This window comes from Pseudomonas sp. dw_612 (assembly GCF_018449725.1).
In the GTDB taxonomy this organism is placed as follows: Bacteria; Pseudomonadota; Gammaproteobacteria; order Pseudomonadales; family Pseudomonadaceae; genus Aquipseudomonas.
Window position 1 is genome coordinate 248,129 of sequence record NZ_JAAVVC010000001.1, and the last position, 15,942, is coordinate 264,070.

Below are 15,942 nucleotides of genomic sequence, written 5' to 3' on the forward strand. Positions count from 1 at the left end.
ATATTGCCGCGTTGCGCTGCAATACATCGATGCAACACGCTGATCTCTATCGATGAAAAACGCTGTCCCCTGTAGGAGCGAGGCTTGCCCGCGAAGGCGTCCTTGAGATCGCTATCGCGGGCAAGCCTTGCTCCTACAGGTGGTGCCCTCGAGGACGCCTTCGCGGGCAAGCCTCGCTCCTACAGGTGGTGCCCTTGAGATCGCTATCGCGGGCAAGCCTTGCTCCTACAGGTGGTGCCCTCGAGGACGCCTTCGCGGGCAAGCCTCGCTCCTACAGGTTTTACGTGAGCCGGGCAGCTCTAGCTACGTCGGGCTTCGAGTCTTTGGAGGAATTCTGTGCGGCGGCGTTGGTCGGCTTCTTCTTTGGCCAACAGTTCGGGCAGCAGCTCGGCCGCTCGCCCGGCATCGAGGATGTAAACACCGTCATCGTCACCAATGGCCAGATCCCCCGGATGCACCGTCACCTCGCCAATCCGGACAGGCTGATTGACCTCACCCTGAACGCCAATACCACGCGTGGTGTACGCACTGACGTCACGACAAAACACCGGCAACCCATGATCGCGCAATGCTCTGACATCGGTGACCGCGCCCGACACCACAACTCCGGCCAACCCTTTGATCAATCCGGCCAACGTCCGCAATTCGCCCCAGCAGCCGCACTCTTGATCACCCAGGCATTCGATCACCAGCACATCCCCCGGCTGACTCAGCAACAGCGCTTCACGCAAAACGCTGCCATCCGGCGGGAAGACTTTGACCGTGACCACGTTGCCGACCATGCGGATGTCGTTGAACAGCGGCTTGATCCCGCGCAGGAAGCCGTGATCGGAAAAATGGCCAACGGTGGACGACGGGATCGTCCGATACCGGGCGATCAATTCCGGGCTGAGGTTTTGTTGGCGGGGGTTTATCTGGTAACTCATCGGCATTTTTTCCCCGGACGCAGCAATGGGCAGGTCGAGCAGTATTCCGCCGGTTCGGTGGCCAGGTAGTAAAAGCAGCAGGTTCGGCGAAAACGAATGCTGCGCTGCCCGTCGTCCACCAGCGTCGGCGGCCGGCGGAAGTGGCTCAGCGGGTTGTAATCGAGGCCGAACAGCGCGGGCTCGGCCTGGGTCATCAGCCAGGTGAAATCCGCTTCGCAGCGCTCGCGCACTGCTGGGTCGTCGATTTTCGCCATGCGTTTTTCGTACAGCGAATACACGCGCACAGCGGTGTTTTCCCAGAGGATGCGCCGGGAAACGCCGGTGATCCGGTTGAAGGTTTGCCACAGTGGTTTCAGCAGATCGGCGAACAGCGCTTGAACGATAGTTTCGCGCCAGGCTTCGCGTGCGCCCGCTTCATACGTCAATGGAAGGGAATGGCTAATCGGCATCGACGACGTCCACAACCCGTCATCGTGACCGTATTCGACCACCGTGTTGTCGAGGGTCAGCAACAGCCCCTTGTCATACACCGACATCGCATACAAACACGCGCCGGTCGCCAGAAATGACAAACGCTTGCCCAGCAACGAGGCGGCGATCGCCCGGGTTGGCGAGCCGATCACCGGGCCTAACGTGTCCAGCAATTGCTCGCACACGCCCTCTTGCAACAAGTCCCGAGCCATCAGCGAACGCGGCAAGTCGCGTTCGGCGCTGTCCTTGAGCCGTAACCCGCCGGACAGCACCGCCCACTCTGACTCGGTGAAATGGCCAGCCAGATTCATTGCGGCAATTCCCGGCCAAACGGAATGCACAGCGGCGTGCCGAAGAACGGATCGGGGATGATCCGGCAATTGAGGTCGAACACGGTTTTGACCAGCGCCTCGGTCAACACCTCATCCGGCCGGCCCTGGGCGAACGCGGTCTGGTTGTGCACCGCCACCATGTGGTCGGCGTAGCGGCAGGCCAGGTTGAGGTCGTGCAGCACCATGATGATGGTTTTGTTTTCCAGCCGATTGAGGTCGCGCAACAGGTCCAGCACTTCGATCTGGTGCGCGAGATCGAGGAACGTGGTCGGCTCGTCGAGCAGCACGATGCCGGTGTCCTGGGCCAACGTCATGGCGATCCACGCCCGCTGGCGCTGCCCGCCGGACAACGCGTCCACCGGCCGATCCGCCAGGGCCAGCAGACTGGTTTGCGCCAGCGCGCGGTTGACCATGGCTTCATCTTCCGCCGACCACTGCTGCATCCAGCTTTGATACGGATAGCGTCCCAGCGCCACTAACTGGCGGACGGTAATGCCCTCCGGCGCGCTCGGGGTCTGCGGCAAAATCGCCAACTCCCGGGCCACCGCTGCGGTGGATTTTTGCTGGATGTCCACACCGTTGAGAATCACCGAGCCCTGCTGCGGTTTCAGCAGCCGGGCGAAGGATTTGAGCAAGGTGCTTTTGCCGCAGCCATTGCTGCCGATCAATACCGAAATCTTGCCTTGGGGCAGTTGCATGTCCAGCGCGTCAATAATCACCTGGCGCTGATAACTCAGGGTCAGGCCGCGACTTGCAATCGACGTCATACGTTGAATTCCTTAATGACGTTGTTTAATCAACAGATAGAGAAAAAAGGGTGTGCCGAGTACCGCAACAAAAATCCCGGCGGGCAGGTCCAGCGGCAAAAACAGCGTGCGCCCGGCGAGGTCGGCCAACACCACCAGGTTCGCCCCGACCAGCGCCGACATCACGGCTTGGCCACCAAAACCCGGCGCCACCAGACGCTTGGCGATGTGCGGCGCAATCAACCCGACAAACGCAATCGCCCCGCCCCAGGCAATCGCCGCACCGGCCAACGCTACGCTGACCAGCAACAAACCGGCGCGCAACCACTGCACGCGCACGCCAATGCCTTGGGCGAGGCTGTCATCCAGTTGCTGCACCATCACCTGCCGCGCCAGGAAAATCAGCAGCGGACAAATGCCCAACAACCAGGACCCCAGCGCCAGCGGTTCCGGCCAACTCGCGCCGTACACGCTGCCAGTCAGCCAGACGTAGGCCGACAACGTCGTGGTCAGCGGACTGAACACCAGAATGAACGTGGTGGTAGCGGTCAACATCGCGGAGATGCCGACGCCGATCAACACCAGTCGCAGCGGCGAAGTCCCCTGTTTCCAGGCCAACAGATAGATTGCCAGCGCTGCCAGTCCCGCGCCGAGCATCGCCGCCAGCGGCAGATACTGTTGACCCAGCGCCACGGAGAAGAACGACAGATACAACACCGCCGCCGCACTGGCGCCGCTGGTGATGCCGAGTAAGTCAGGCGAGGCCAACGGGTTGCGGATGATGCTTTGCAGGATCAACCCGGACACCGACAACGCCGCGCCCACCAGCGCCGCCAACAGCAGGCGCGGAAAGCGCAGTTGTTCGACGATAAACGTCAGGCTGGCGTCCTGGTTCGAGAACAAAATTCGCAGCACTTCCAGGGGCGAGAGCATCACTTTGCCCAGGGACAGCGAGCTGAGCATGATCAGCGCCGTCACCATCAACGCCGCCAGCAAGCGCCACAACGTCGCGACATTGATCCGCCGGGAAAACCCGCTGCGACGCCAGGTCAGGACCTTATCCATAACGACCTCCACGCCGGGCCAGCAGAATGAAAAACGGCGCACCGAACAGTGCGGTCATCACCCCCACCGGCACCTCTTGGGGCAAGATCAGCACCCGCGACAAGGTGTCCGCCAGCAGCAGAACTATCGCACCAAGCAACGCACAGCCCGGCAGCAACCAGCGATGATCAATCGACAACCCTTTGCGCACCATGTGCGGCACCAGCAAACCGATAAACCCGATGCTGCCAGCCAACGCCACCGCGCTGCCCGCCAGGCACACCACCAGCACGCTCATCAGCAATCGGATCAACCCGGTTCGCTGCCCGAGGCCCGTGGCGATTTCTTCCCCGGCGTTCAGCACATTGACCTGCCCCGCCAACAACATCGCGCCAAACAACCCAAGCACGCAGCACAGCAACAACGGCGCAGCGACCGACAGGCTGCGCTCGGTCAACGAACCCGCCATCCAGAACAGCACCGTGTCGAGTCCATCCTGATTCACCACCAGCAACGCCTGGCTGAACGCGGAAAACAACGCCGCCATCGCCGCGCCCGCCAGCACAATGCGCAACGGACTGAGGCTGCCCTGCCCCATGTTGCCGATCAGCCACACCAGACTGCCCGCCACCGCCGCGCCGATAAACGCGCACCACAGCCACGCATCCGGGGACGACAGGGAGAACAGCGAAGAAAACAGGATGATAAAAAACGTCGCGCCGGCGTTGATCCCGAACAATCCGGGGGACGCCAGCGGGTTGCGCGTCAGCGCCTGCATCAACGCGCCCGCCACCGCCAAACTCGCGCCCACGGCCATCGACATCAAAGTGCGCGACAGGCGCGTGGTGGTCACCAGCACATGGCTGACGCTCAATGGATCGGGATGCACAAACGCCGCAAAAATCTGCGACAACGGAATCCAGGTCGCGCCGACCGCCAGGCTCAGCACGCCGCTCAACAGCAACACAACACCTGCGCTCCACATCTTCAACGCGTTGCTCATGAAGTAGTGACCAGACGAGCGACATCATCGAGCATCAAATTCGCCCCGAGCATGCCGCCGGACAGGCTCCACGCTACGCCATCCACCCGCCACACCTGGCCCTGTTGCGGCGCGCGCATTTGCCGCCACAACGGGTGCTGTACCAGGCTTTCATAATTTCGCTGCACTGCCGCTTTCTCCGCGCGCAAGAAGATGAAGAAAATATCGGCATTCACCACCGCCAGGCTTTCCTTGCTGGTGAGTTTGATCGACACCCCGCTCGCCGCCCGACTGGCCTCGCTCCAGTCAAAACCCAACTCGGTGATGACAGAGCCCGGAAAACTCGCCGGCAAGTAACTGCGGATATGGTCTTCGCGCACATCCAGAATCGACACCGTCGGCGGCCAGCGTCCGGCAAACTTCTGCTGCAATTGCACACGCAGTTGCGCCACACGCTGTTGCCATTGGTTCAGCAATTCGTCGGCCTGCTGCTTTCGGTACAGGGCAGCCCCCATCAGCGCCAGGGTCTTTTTAAACTCGAACACTTCCTCCAGCATCAGCACCGGGGCGATTTGCTTGAGCAACGGGGCGATGCGTTCATGGCGAAAGCGCGAGGCGATGATCACGTCCGGCTTCAGCAACGCGATGTCTTCAAGACTGGGCTGAGTCTCCAGCCCGACATGGGGCACCTGCTCCAGTGCCCAACGCAAATAGTGATAGGTGGGTTTCTCGCTCCAGGAATCAACGATGCCGCACGGCGTAACGCCCAACGCCACGGCGCTGTCGGAGGCCCCCTGAAACAGGGTGATCACCCGCAGCGGCGCGGCGTCGGATTGCGCCCAGGCCGGTAACGAATACCTGAGGGCAAGCGCGCCCAACGACAGGCGCAACAACGTACGCCTGGAGGGATGGCATTGAAGGTCAGTCTTCACGGTGCAACCGGTGGAACGGGTTCACCACCTGACCTTTGCCAAACGGCATGCTGCCGGGGCCGCCCGCTCGCTCGATCATCGGCGTGAGCAGCAATTTCTGTGGCCAGTGCGGTGCTTCGAACAGTTGCTGTTTAATCATCGCGCGAGCTTCGGGGTCGAAGTCGATGGTGTCAATCAACTCGTTCAACACTTCGCCCATTGCCGTCCACAAACTGCGTTCCTGCAGCGCGTAAACCAGCGCCAGCGTCTCGATGATCGAGCGGAAGTTGACCTGGATGCCGAGGGTCTGCAACCAGAACAACAGGTCTTCAGGACGCTCGTGATACAGGGTGTTGGCGTGGCCCTTCTTCAACCGGTATGCCGGATCGGCGAGGCCGTTGCGCTCCAGCCACGGCACGAAGATGCGCAGCGAATCGTGGTCGCGCAGCAACAGCCCTTGGGCATGACCAGCCTTCCACACCAGCACCGCGTTTTGTCCGTGGATTTCCCCGAGCATGCCGATGCGGAACATCCGCAGGTTGATGTCGAAGAAGCTGTGGCACAGCTCGCGGAACAGCGTCATCACCGAGGCTGCGTTGGTCGGCAGTTGACGATAAGCCATCCAGTCATCGAAGAAGTGCTGGTTGCTGCCGGGTAGCGGCGTGCCGAGGGCGGCCATGGGAATCAGTCGGGTGTCCCGATCCTCCAGCAACGACGGTGGATAACCGCGAACCATGGCCGCCAAATGACGCGGCGCTTCGTCGAACAGCGTCGCGTCCGGCGGCATAAACGCCCACCACCTGGTTTCATCGCACAGGTGCAGTTTTTCTTGCAGGGTTGCATCTTTGCCCAGCGCCTGACGCAGCAACTTTTCACTCAAGCCGCCGTTGATCATTTTCACGGCGGGCAGGTAACGCGAGGCCCCCAGCGAATAGATCGCCATCGGCAATTTGAGGTAATCGGCGCTGTTGAAGCACGGGGTCATCGAACGCAACGATGAAGTGGCGTAGAAATCGCCATCAGTGAAGTCCAGGCGTTGGCAATCACCCTTGGCGAAGGCGTCGCCGAGTTGCGCTTGCAGCACGTGGTCGAACTGCCACGGGTGCACCGGCAGCGCGATATGGCTCTCGTAAATGCCCCGTTGCTGCATCTCGTGTTGCAGGCCGGCGTGTAACGCGAACGGCAACAAGTACTCGGCGGGCGTCTGCTGCGCCAGGTCGGTCACGCCGTCGCCGCATTGCAGCAAGGTGCGGTCGATGGCGACCCAGTTCAGCGCCACCGGGCGGGCGAACTCGGCTTGATAGTGTTGATATTCCGCGTCGTTCAACCCCTGCTTGGCCTTGGCCAACGGGTGATAAGGACGATCACGCAATGAAGCCCACTGTTCCATGGTCAGGAAAAAGTCGGCGTTGCTCTTTTCCAGCAAGCGCTCGCTGTTGACCCGATGGGCCAGGGACAACTCGGTCTGCCGAACGCTGGTGCGCAGCACATCGAGGAACAGCGCAAAACCCTTTTCATTGTCCTGATAGCGGTCGGTCATCCCGGCCAGCACTTGGGTCATGAAGGTTTGGGGGGACAGCTCGGTCAGTTGCCCATTGTCTCGACCCAATACCGGCGTGCCCGGTACTTTCTCCCATTGCTGCGTGATGCCGGGGCGCAGGGCGACGAGCATTGAACCCTGCCATTCCCAGATGCGCTGATCGGCACTCAACCCGCTGAAGGGCTGGTCGGCTGCGGGCGCCACCAGGTTCAGCAGTTCCGTCCCGAAAAAATGCTCGGCCAGCAAACAATCGACCAGATCCTGCATCACCCTGTCGGCGGCCATTGTGGTGAAGTTCATCGGATTACTTTCCTTCTGCTGAAGTGGCGGCCAATTTGGCCTGGAGGGCACGAAAAGCGATGCCACGCTCGTCACCCAAAACAAAACTTTTAACGCCTCGAGCCAACCAGCGTTCGTGATCGCCCGGCTGGCGTGGAATCGCGCAATACGGCACGCCCGCCGCGTTCGAGGCTTGCCAAGCGCTGAGCAGCGCCGCTTGCACGTCGGGACGGTCGATCTGCCACGGCGTCCCCATCGATTGCGACAAATCCGCCGCGCCTTCGAGGATCATGTCCAGCCCCGGCACCGCAGCAATCTCCGCCGCACGTCGCACGCCTTCGGCACTTTCGATCATCGCCACGATCATGATTTGCTCGTTGGCGAGCCCGATGTACTCCGCGAGGCTGTGTTTACCGAACGCACCGGGGCGTCCGGCATTCAGGCTGCGAGTGCCCTGCGGATGGTATTTGCAGGCGCGAATGCTCTCGGCCAACGGCTCGGGGCCTTCGATCATCGGCAACACGATGCCCTGGGCGCCGCCATCGAGCAGGCGCAGCATGGTTTTCGGGTTGAGGTCCGCCACCCGCACCAGCGGCGTGATCGCGTAGCTTTCGGCGGTGCGGATCATGTTCTCCACGGTTTGCGGATTGATCAGCACGTGTTCCATGTCGATGATCACGAAATCGAACCCGGCTTCGGCGATCAGCTCGATGGCCGCTGGCGCTGGAATCGAACTGATCAGCCCGTAGGCCGACTCCCCGTCAAGGAGCTTCTGCTTGAACAGATTGGTCCTCAGCATGATTGCGGCCGGAACGCGTGCAGCGGATTCGGCACCTTTTTGAACCGACGTTCGCCATCGCCCAGCAGGCGGCGCTTGGTCAGTTCTTCGACTTCATAGAACGGCGCGAACACATCGAACGCTTCATAACGCGCACGGTGTTGCGGATGTGCTTGCTGGTAACCGGTGATGACCTCGGCGGTCATCTGCCAGAACTCGGTTTCGGCCAGTTGATAGTGCTGATGCAGGAAAATCGCCATCTCGGCCATGGCGATGAAAAAGAACGAGTCACAGGAGAAGTCGCGCACCGCATCCACGTCGTCGGTGAGGATGAACGAGTTGCGGTTGAGCTTGGCGTGGCTGGCGGGCAGCGGCACCAGGGTCGGACTCAGTTCGGGGCGGCCGAGGTGTTGCGGCGAGTAGCGCACGCCGTCATGGAAGTCTTTCAGGGCGATGCGTTGCGGCCAGCCTTGCTTGACGATCAGCACGATGTTCTGCCCGTGGGATTCCATGCCAATGCCTTCGGCGTAGAGCATGTGAATGATCGGCGACACCGCGACCTGCACCAGTTGGCGGGTCCAGGCGTGCAGGCCGTATTGCTTGATCCAGGCGTCGATAAACGGGGTTTGTTCACCGCTGCCGTAGCGATTGTCCACGGAGCTCAGGCCGTTGAAGGGTACCGCTTGCTCGTCGTCTTCCAGGTACTGATGAATGCTCTCGCGCCACAGCGTACCCAGGGTGCCGTAGGCCTGGGACATGCGCGTAGCAGGCAAATGGTCGTAGTCAAAACTGACGCCGACCACTTCGCCGAGAATCACAAAACCGAGGTCGCGGGCGGTGCTGTCGCTGCGGATCAACTGGTGCAGCCAATCGGTGATGATCGGGCCGTTCATCACCGTGTGCCGGGCCAGGATGCGCGTGCTGGAGGTGTTGGTCATGCTCAGTGCGAGCTTGACGTACGGCCGCTGTTTTTCCGTGACGTTGGCCAGGGTGCGGATCGATTGCTGCGCCTGGTAGCGATCATCGGTGGTGCCGAGGTGGATCACTTCACCGCTGACCAGCTCCGGGTAGAACACCGGCACAACCACGTTTTCCCACTGCCACGGATGCACCGGCATCAGCCAGTAATCGCCCAGGGATTTGCCTTGATCGGTGAGGCTTTCAGCCAGTTCCTGCCAGCGTTGCAGGCCGAATTCCTGCTGGATGAAGTCGTCATAGTTCAGGTGCCGGGAGATGTTCATCGCCCCACAGCTTTTGGCCACGGCCAGCCAGACGATGGCGACCGGCGTTGCGAACTCTGGTCCGTAATTAGCGTTGTCTTTCAGCGAAAAACCGATGCGCGATTTGTAGCAAGGGTGATAGCTGTGGGCGTCCATGAAGTGCTGTTCCAGCGCATCGACGTCCAGTTGATGGCTTGGCATGGCGGCTTGATAACCCTGGCTGCGCGATTGCAGATCCTTGAGCAGGGTCTGTTCCAGTTCATGGGTGAAGCGCGGCAGGTGCGGACTGTCCTGAAGGTCGCTCAGCAGTTCGGCCAGGGCCTGATGCAAGTGCGGTTGACTGTGTTTGCCTTGGGCATCGACGCGCTCAAGGCTGGAGTAATCGAGGCGGATCAATTCGAAACTGGCACTGAGCAAACCGGTGCACTGGTATTCCACCGGTTGTTGCTGGGCGTCGACGCCACTGACGACAAACCGGTATTGGCTGCCGGCCAAAGGGGAATGTTGGTACGGCAGCACGTTTTCATACAGCAGGGTTTGCAGCAGTTGGCCGACCACACGCTGTTCCACTTGTTGGTAGCGCTGGGTATCGGCAGTCGCGAGCCAGACGCCTGGAGCCTGAGGTGTTGCCTGAGAAGAGGTTGCCATTGTCATGTCATACCTTGTCGATTAAAGAATTAACGGTGTTCGAGGGCCGAAGGCAATGCCTCGGCCGGCTCGTCGGATGCGTGAACGGGAAAGCGCCAGGCGCAGGGCAACGCCAGCAGGACCAGGACGCCGGTGGCCAGGAACACTTCGCTGATCGCCGACGAGTTACCTGCGGAATACACGCCAGTGCCCAAACGAAATTCCAGCCAGAGCGAAGCGATGACGATGGCCAGCGATGAGACGAGGCGCCGGGAAATGTTATTCATCGCCGCGCCCTGGGTGACCATCGGCTCGGGCAAGGCATTGAGCCCGGCGGTGGTGATCGGGATGTAGGACAGGCCCAACCCGGCGCCGCGCACCATCATCAGGAAAAACACCACGCCGATGGAGGTGCCGGCGCCGAGCAGGCCCAGGCCCAGCGTCGCGGCACCGGTCAGCAGCAGCCCCCAGAGCACCACGCCCCGAGGCCCGTGCCGGTCCAGCCAACGACCGCCGAGGTGCCCGAACAGGCTGGCAAACGCCGCGGTGCACAGCAGCGACAGACCGGTCCAGATGGCGCTGTAGCCCATCACCACTTGCACCAGCAACGGCAACAACACCAGGCACTCGAACATGCCGACCGACTGCACCACCGCGATGATTACGCTCAAGCGATAACCGCGCAGGGCGAAGATCCGCAGGTTGAGCAGCGGCGAAGTGCGGTTGAGTTCCAGGCGCACGAAGGCGACCAGACACAGGATCGCCGCCAGCAACATGCCGAGGTTGAGCGGATCGGTCAGGGCTTCGGCGTGACGCAAACGACCGACCGCGATCATCAACAGGCCAATGCCCGCCGCAATCAGCAAGTAACCCGCCAGGTCGAACGGTTTGCGCTCGGACGCTTCGGACGCCGGCAGCACGGCCACGCCAAGGATCAGCGCCACCAAGCCGATCGGCACGTTCATCAGGAACAGCGAACGCCAACTGAACCACTCCAGCATCAGGCTGCCGCATAACGGCCCCAACGCTGGCGCCAGCATCACCGCCGCGCCCCACAGACCAGTGACCCGACCGCGCTCGCCTTTGGCGTAGACCGAAAAAATGATCGCCAACGACAACGGGATCATCAGTCCGCTGGCAATGCCTTGCACCACGCGGGCAGTGATCACCAACGCGATGGAATTGGCCAACGCGCCCATCAGCGAGCCGCAGACAAACAGCGCCACGCCCCACAAGTAAAGACGTTTGCGCCCTACCCGCTGACTGAGAAAACTGGTGAGCGGCATGGTCATGCCCATGCTCACCATGAACGCGGCGACGATCCACGTCGCCAGCACCGGACCAATGTCGAAGGCACTCATGAAGGCCGGCAATGCCGGGTTGAGCGAGCTGTTGTTGAGGCTGACGGTCAGCGTACCCAACAGCACATTGACCACCACCAGCCAGCGCGGAGCGGCCACCGTCAAACCCAAGACGCGCCTCCTGCAAATAGCTGCGGCGGTCGCGGGTGGCAGAGGAAATCGGCATGGGAGATGTTGTAGCCGTAGGCCCCGGCCAGCGGCAGGATCAGCATGTCGCCGACCTCGACGCCGGTCAGCGGGCAATCACGACTCAGCACATCCTTGGGCGTGCAGAGTTGCCCGACCACGGTCCATTTCTGCGCCACTGCGCCCGGAGTTGCATGGCCTCGGGGCAGATGAATGACCGGGTGATCGTGCCCCTGGGCCACCGGCAAACGGAAATGGTGAGTGCCGCCGCGACAGACCAGGAAGTGCTTGCCGTGACTGGTTTTGCTGTCCAGCACTTCAATGGCGTAGTAGCCGCAATAAGCGCTGATAAATCGACCGGGCTCAAAGCGCACGATCGGCGCATCGGCACACGCCGCCAGGGACTGGCCCAGGTGCGTGCACAAGCGCTGCCAATCGAATTGCTGCGGGCCGAGGTAATTCACGCCGATGCCGCCGCCGACATTGAGGTGGGTGATGGTCGCCGGATTGGCCGACAACGCCTTCCATTGCGGCCAGCGCTCCAGATAAAGGTCGAGCAGTTGTTCGTGACGCTCCACCAGCGACTGATGGGACATCGCATGCACATGGAAACCCTTGAGCCGCAGGTGACTGGCGTTATCGACCGCGCTCACCGCTTGAGCCAGCTCCGACTCGTCAATCCCGAACGGCGTAGCGGTGCCAGCCATCGCCAGTTTGCTCGACAGTGGCGACGGCAATTCCGGGTTGATGCGCAGCAACACGTCCTGCACCCTCCCCGCTTCCAGCGCCAGCCGTTGCAGGCGGACGATTTCATTCAGGCTTTCGATGTGAATCGCTTCGACCTGATGCTGCAGGGCTGAACGCAGATCGGAATCCAGTTTGCCGGGGCCAGAGAAGATGAACGGCTTGGGCGTCGGGCAGGTCTGGACGCGATCAATCTCGCCGCCGGAGGAAATCTCGAAGCCGTGCACCAACGGCGCCACGGTGGCGAGGATTGGCGGCTCGCTGTTGGCCTTTATTGCGTAGTACAGCTCCACGCCTTTAGGGAGCGCCGCCATCACTTGGGTCACGTGCTGTTTAAGCGCGTCCAGGTCGTAGATGAACAGCGCCAGCGGATCTTCCTGTTGCGTGCGGGCTTCGTCGATGGCGCTCAATACCGCTGCGGGCAGCTTATCCATGCTGGGACTCCTTGCCCCACGGAGACTCCAGGGTGACGTAGCCCGCCTGGCGATCAGCCTTGGCCGCCAGACGCACTTTCAGATTGGTTTTGCAGGCAATCGGCTGGCCGGCGATCAGCGCATCCAGCTCCGGTGCCGCACGGGTCAATTCGGCGCGGATACTGATCAGTTGCTGCTCGACCCGTTGCCACATCAGCGGCGCCAGGTGCGGACGCTCCCAACTCAGGGCCAGCACGGCCTCGGACAAGTTGTTGACGAACAGGCAGTAGACGATGCGGTTCCAGCCTTGCTGGCGGGAATAAAGCAGCGACTCGCGGACCCGTGGATGAACATCGGCGTCGATCCGCGAAGCACCCAGTTCGTCGGTCAGTTTCACCCCTTCGAAATCCCGCAACAGCAGGCGTTGCGGGCGACCGTTGTCATGCACCAGCACGCTGTTTTGCAGGTGCGGTTCCATGACAATGCCGTGGTTGAAAAACAGCGCCAACACCGGGCGCAGCAACAGCGCCTGGTAGTCATCGAACCAGCTCAACAGTTGTTGATCGTCGATGTCGTTACCGTTGAAGCGGGTCAGGAATTCATGCACCAACGGCCGCAGATGCAGGCCACGGGCGAACAGCGTGCCGGCCATGATGCTGCAGTCGGTGCCGCTGTCGAGGCAGAAGTTCTCGCGCAGGATCGCCCCGGTCTGTTCGCGGAACCAGTGGCTGTCGGCTTCGCTCGCGCTGTGAGGCGCCCAGCTCAACAGGCCCGGTTCAGCCACCACCGACAACCCGCCGAGGGTCTCGGGCTGGGTCAGTTGCAGGTTGCGGAAGATCCGATCGATCATCAGCGCGCTTTCCAGTTCGTACCAGGCGTTTTTCCGGACGCAATTGGTGATGCGCACGTTCAGCGAGCCCTTGATGAAAAACTCGTGACCCTCGACATACCAAGTGCGGATCGACGCCGTGGGATTGGCCATAAACCCCGTGGCGCCCAGATCAACAATATCTTTGGATTTCAGCAAACGCTGTACGCGGCCGTCCTGCATGAACAACTGCGCCTGCACCGGGTGCATGCAGATCACCGCATGCCCTGGCCGCGCCTGGGCCTGATCGGCAAAACCGGCCAACACCTGGGCTTTGCTCAAGCCGTTGGCGCCGACGCTCAAGCCTTCCAGCGGCACTTCGAACAGGTGCAACGCCGTGCGCGCCTGGAATTCTGGGGCGTAGGTTTCCTGGGCCAGATGCGCCGGCCACAACCGCGCCTTGGGTGCCGGGTGGTTCGGGTGACCAAACCACAAGCCTTGCTCGCTGGCCAGGTAACCGCTGAGCGGGTCCGAGTCCTTCGGCGTGTTGTGGCCGACGATGGCCGCGGTCAGCAACTGGCTTTGCAGCACCTGATCCAGCAACTCGTCGTTACTGGCGCGGGTCATGTGTTCGCACGCCGCGAGCAACTGCTCGACGAACTCGGCAAACCTCAGGCACGACCAGTCGCCCTCGCCGCGCCGGGCGTAGACGTCTGACAGGTAACGGTGACTGCCGAGTCCATCGCGACGGTCCACCATCACAAAGAACTGCTGCTGGTTGGGCAGCTTGATGGTCAGCGGGATGCCCTTCCATTCCAGGCCTTCAAGGTAACTGCCCGGGGCAATACCTTGCATCTGCGTCGGCCAACTGTAACTGAGGCAGTTTTCCGGCAGGGCGAACTCTTTGATCAAGCAATTAAGCAACGCGCAGGTCGTTGCCAATTCACTGACCATATTCGGTAACACATTGCGATTTGGATGATTCATGGGTGCTCCACAGTAGCCCGTGAGGTCACTGAATACGTTATCTCGCGAAAAAATTAGTTGCTGATCGACTGAGTTACCGGCCGACAAAACCTCACATAACGACATGACTTCGTTGAGCCTTTTAAATAATGAATGGCACTGCGCCAACGTCATCAAACCACAACTTCACGACTTGTTAACGCAACGTTTAAAAGTTCAATCAAGCACGCAACTGCAATAACGCAGCGGCGACGGCGTTATCAAAACGCTGGATCACTTGCTGGCATTGTTCGTCGTCGATAATCAATGGCGGCAACAAGCGGATGACATTGCCTTTGCGGCCGCCGCGTTCCAGCAACAAACCTTGTTTAAAACAGTGTTGCTGGATGGCCACGGCCAGCGATGGGTCCATCGGGAAATGCCCGTGGCGATCAGCGGGCTCGCGCTCGTCAACGATCTCGATGCCCAGCATCAGGCCGCGACCGCGCACCTGGCCGAGGGCCGGGTAATGCGCCTGCAACTCGACCAGGCGGTCCTTGAGCCACTGGCCACGGCGTTCGGCGTGGGCAGCGAGATGCTGCTGTTGAATCACCTGCATCGTCGCCAGTCCGGCGGCCATGGCCATCTGGTTACCGCGGAAGGTGCCGGCGTGGTTGCCCGGTTCCCAGGCGTCGAATTCACGACGGATGCCCAGCACCGCCATGGGCAAACCGCCGCCGAGGGCTTTGGACATGACGATCAGGTCCGGCTCGATTTCAGCGTGTTCAAAGGCAAACATCTTGCCGGTGCGGGCGAAACCGGTCTGCACTTCGTCGAGGATCAGCAGGATGCCGTGCTTGCGTGTCACCTCGCGAATCGCCCGCAGCCAGCTCATCGGGGCGCAGTTGACTCCGCCCTCGCCCTGCACGGCTTCAAGAATGACCGCCGCAGGCAACGACACACCGCTTTCGACGTCTTCGATGAACTGGGTGAAATAGTGGCTCAGGGCCTCGACGCCAGCCTCACCGCCAATGCCCAGTGGGCAGCGATATTCGTGGGGGAACGGCATGAACTGCACCCCCGGCATCAGGCTGGCGATGGCATTTTTCGGCGCAGTGTTGCCGGTCAGGGCCAACGCGCCGTGGGTCATGCCGTGGTAGGCCCCGGAGAAACTGATGATGTTGTTGCGCCCGGTGTAGGTCTTGGCCAGTTTCAGCGCAGCTTCCACCGCATCCGCCCCGGACGGTCCGCAAAATTGCAGGCAGTAATCGCGGCCCTGGTTCGGCAACAGGCTGAGCAGGGTTTCGCTGAAACCGTCCTTGACCGGCGTCGTCAGGTCCAGAGTATGCATCGGCAGGCCTGATGAGAGGAAGCTGTCGAGACAGGCCATGACCGCCGGGTGATTGTGCCCCAGGGCCAACGTGCCGGCGCCGGCCAGACAGTCGAGGTACGTATTGCCCTCGACATCGGTAACCCAGACTCCATGTGCCTTGGCAATGGCCAGTGGCAACTTGCGTGGATAACTGCGTACATTGGATTCGAACTTGCTTTGTCGAGCCAGATAGTCGGCATTGGTTTTTTGCAAAGTGTTAGAGTGCAATAAGCCATCATTCAACATCGGTTTATCCTCGATAAGTTTCGATATGCAAACTATTCCCATTTAGAAAGCGATGCAACTGATGGCTCGCA

At 61.1% G+C, this 15,942-nt stretch carries 13 protein-coding genes; all 13 read right to left on the minus strand.

Annotated elements, in window-relative coordinates; genetic code table 11:
* Positions 1-299 precede the first annotated feature (299 nt).
* Positions 300-932, minus strand: coding sequence for an RraA family protein (locus HB680_RS01105; RefSeq protein ID WP_213936758.1), 633 nt, complete (start codon positions 930-932; stop codon positions 300-302).
* Positions 923-1,708 (minus strand): IucA/IucC family C-terminal-domain containing protein, encoded by a 786-nt coding sequence (locus HB680_RS01110; protein ID WP_213936759.1) that lies wholly within the window; start codon positions 1,706-1,708, stop codon positions 923-925. Before HB680_RS01110 ends, HB680_RS01105 begins: the two co-directional genes overlap by 10 nt.
* Complete coding sequence (locus HB680_RS01115) at positions 1,705-2,496, minus strand: ABC transporter ATP-binding protein (RefSeq protein WP_054615494.1); 792 nt, start codon at positions 2,494-2,496, stop codon at positions 1,705-1,707. Before HB680_RS01115 ends, HB680_RS01110 begins: the two co-directional genes overlap by 4 nt.
* A gap of 12 nt (positions 2,497-2,508) precedes the next feature.
* Positions 2,509-3,540 (minus strand): iron ABC transporter permease, encoded by a 1,032-nt coding sequence (locus HB680_RS01120; RefSeq protein ID WP_213936760.1) that lies wholly within the window; start codon positions 3,538-3,540, stop codon positions 2,509-2,511.
* Positions 3,533-4,522 (minus strand): iron ABC transporter permease, encoded by a 990-nt coding sequence (locus HB680_RS01125; RefSeq protein ID WP_213936761.1) that lies wholly within the window; start codon positions 4,520-4,522, stop codon positions 3,533-3,535. The genes HB680_RS01120 and HB680_RS01125 overlap by 8 nt, the downstream gene beginning before the upstream one ends.
* Positions 4,519-5,433 carry an ABC transporter substrate-binding protein gene (locus tag HB680_RS01130; RefSeq protein WP_213936762.1) on the minus strand — a complete coding sequence of 305 codons (915 nt, stop codon included), beginning with the start codon at positions 5,431-5,433 and terminating at the stop codon, positions 4,519-4,521. The genes HB680_RS01125 and HB680_RS01130 overlap by 4 nt, the downstream gene beginning before the upstream one ends.
* Complete coding sequence (locus HB680_RS01135) at positions 5,423-7,252, minus strand: IucA/IucC family protein (RefSeq protein ID WP_213936763.1); 1,830 nt, start codon at positions 7,250-7,252, stop codon at positions 5,423-5,425. Before HB680_RS01135 ends, HB680_RS01130 begins: the two co-directional genes overlap by 11 nt.
* 4 nt (positions 7,253-7,256) lie before the next feature.
* Positions 7,257-8,030 (minus strand): aldolase/citrate lyase family protein, encoded by a 774-nt coding sequence (locus HB680_RS01140; RefSeq protein WP_213936764.1) that lies wholly within the window; start codon positions 8,028-8,030, stop codon positions 7,257-7,259.
* Positions 8,024-9,877: an IucA/IucC family protein gene (locus tag HB680_RS01145; RefSeq protein WP_213936765.1), complete on the minus strand. Its 1,854-nt coding sequence runs from the start codon at positions 9,875-9,877 to the stop codon at positions 8,024-8,026. The genes HB680_RS01140 and HB680_RS01145 overlap by 7 nt, the downstream gene beginning before the upstream one ends.
* A 29-nt stretch (positions 9,878-9,906) precedes the next feature.
* A complete protein-coding gene (locus HB680_RS01150; protein WP_213937098.1) occupies positions 9,907-11,322 on the minus strand; it encodes a DHA2 family efflux MFS transporter permease subunit in 1,416 nt (471 codons plus the stop codon).
* Positions 11,319-12,521: a type III PLP-dependent enzyme gene (locus HB680_RS01155; RefSeq protein ID WP_213936766.1), complete on the minus strand. Its 1,203-nt coding sequence runs from the start codon at positions 12,519-12,521 to the stop codon at positions 11,319-11,321. Before HB680_RS01155 ends, HB680_RS01150 begins: the two co-directional genes overlap by 4 nt.
* On the minus strand, positions 12,514-14,295 hold the full coding sequence (locus HB680_RS01160) for an IucA/IucC family protein (protein WP_213936767.1): 1,782 nt from the start codon (positions 14,293-14,295) through the stop codon (positions 12,514-12,516). Before HB680_RS01160 ends, HB680_RS01155 begins: the two co-directional genes overlap by 8 nt.
* A 199-nt stretch (positions 14,296-14,494) precedes the next feature.
* Positions 14,495-15,871, minus strand: a complete 1,377-nt coding sequence (locus HB680_RS01165; protein WP_213936768.1) for a diaminobutyrate--2-oxoglutarate transaminase — start codon at positions 15,869-15,871, stop codon at positions 14,495-14,497.
* Positions 15,872-15,942: the final 71 nt, after the last annotated feature.

Excerpts from the sequence above, each read along its gene's own strand:
- HB680_RS01135 (WP_213936763.1), bottom strand. The coding sequence starts at position 7,252 with ATGAACTTCACCACAATGGCCGCCGACAGGGTGATGCAGGATCTGGTC.
- HB680_RS01120 (WP_213936760.1), bottom strand. The coding sequence starts at position 3,540 with ATGGATAAGGTCCTGACCTGGCGTCGCAGCGGGTTTTCCCGGCGGATC.
- HB680_RS01140 (WP_213936764.1), bottom strand. The coding sequence starts at position 8,030 with ATGCTGAGGACCAATCTGTTCAAGCAGAAGCTCCTTGACGGGGAGTCG.
- HB680_RS01105 (WP_213936758.1), bottom strand. The coding sequence starts at position 932 with ATGCCGATGAGTTACCAGATAAACCCCCGCCAACAAAACCTCAGCCCG.
- HB680_RS01145 (WP_213936765.1), bottom strand. The coding sequence starts at position 9,877 with ATGGCAACCTCTTCTCAGGCAACACCTCAGGCTCCAGGCGTCTGGCTC.
- HB680_RS01155 (WP_213936766.1), bottom strand. The coding sequence starts at position 12,521 with ATGGATAAGCTGCCCGCAGCGGTATTGAGCGCCATCGACGAAGCCCGC.
- HB680_RS01115 (WP_054615494.1), bottom strand. The coding sequence starts at position 2,496 with ATGACGTCGATTGCAAGTCGCGGCCTGACCCTGAGTTATCAGCGCCAG.
- HB680_RS01160 (WP_213936767.1), bottom strand. The coding sequence starts at position 14,295 with ATGAATCATCCAAATCGCAATGTGTTACCGAATATGGTCAGTGAATTG.
- HB680_RS01125 (WP_213936761.1), bottom strand. The coding sequence starts at position 4,522 with ATGAGCAACGCGTTGAAGATGTGGAGCGCAGGTGTTGTGTTGCTGTTG.
- HB680_RS01165 (WP_213936768.1), bottom strand. The coding sequence starts at position 15,871 with ATGTTGAATGATGGCTTATTGCACTCTAACACTTTGCAAAAAACCAAT.
- HB680_RS01110 (WP_213936759.1), bottom strand. The coding sequence starts at position 1,708 with ATGAATCTGGCTGGCCATTTCACCGAGTCAGAGTGGGCGGTGCTGTCC.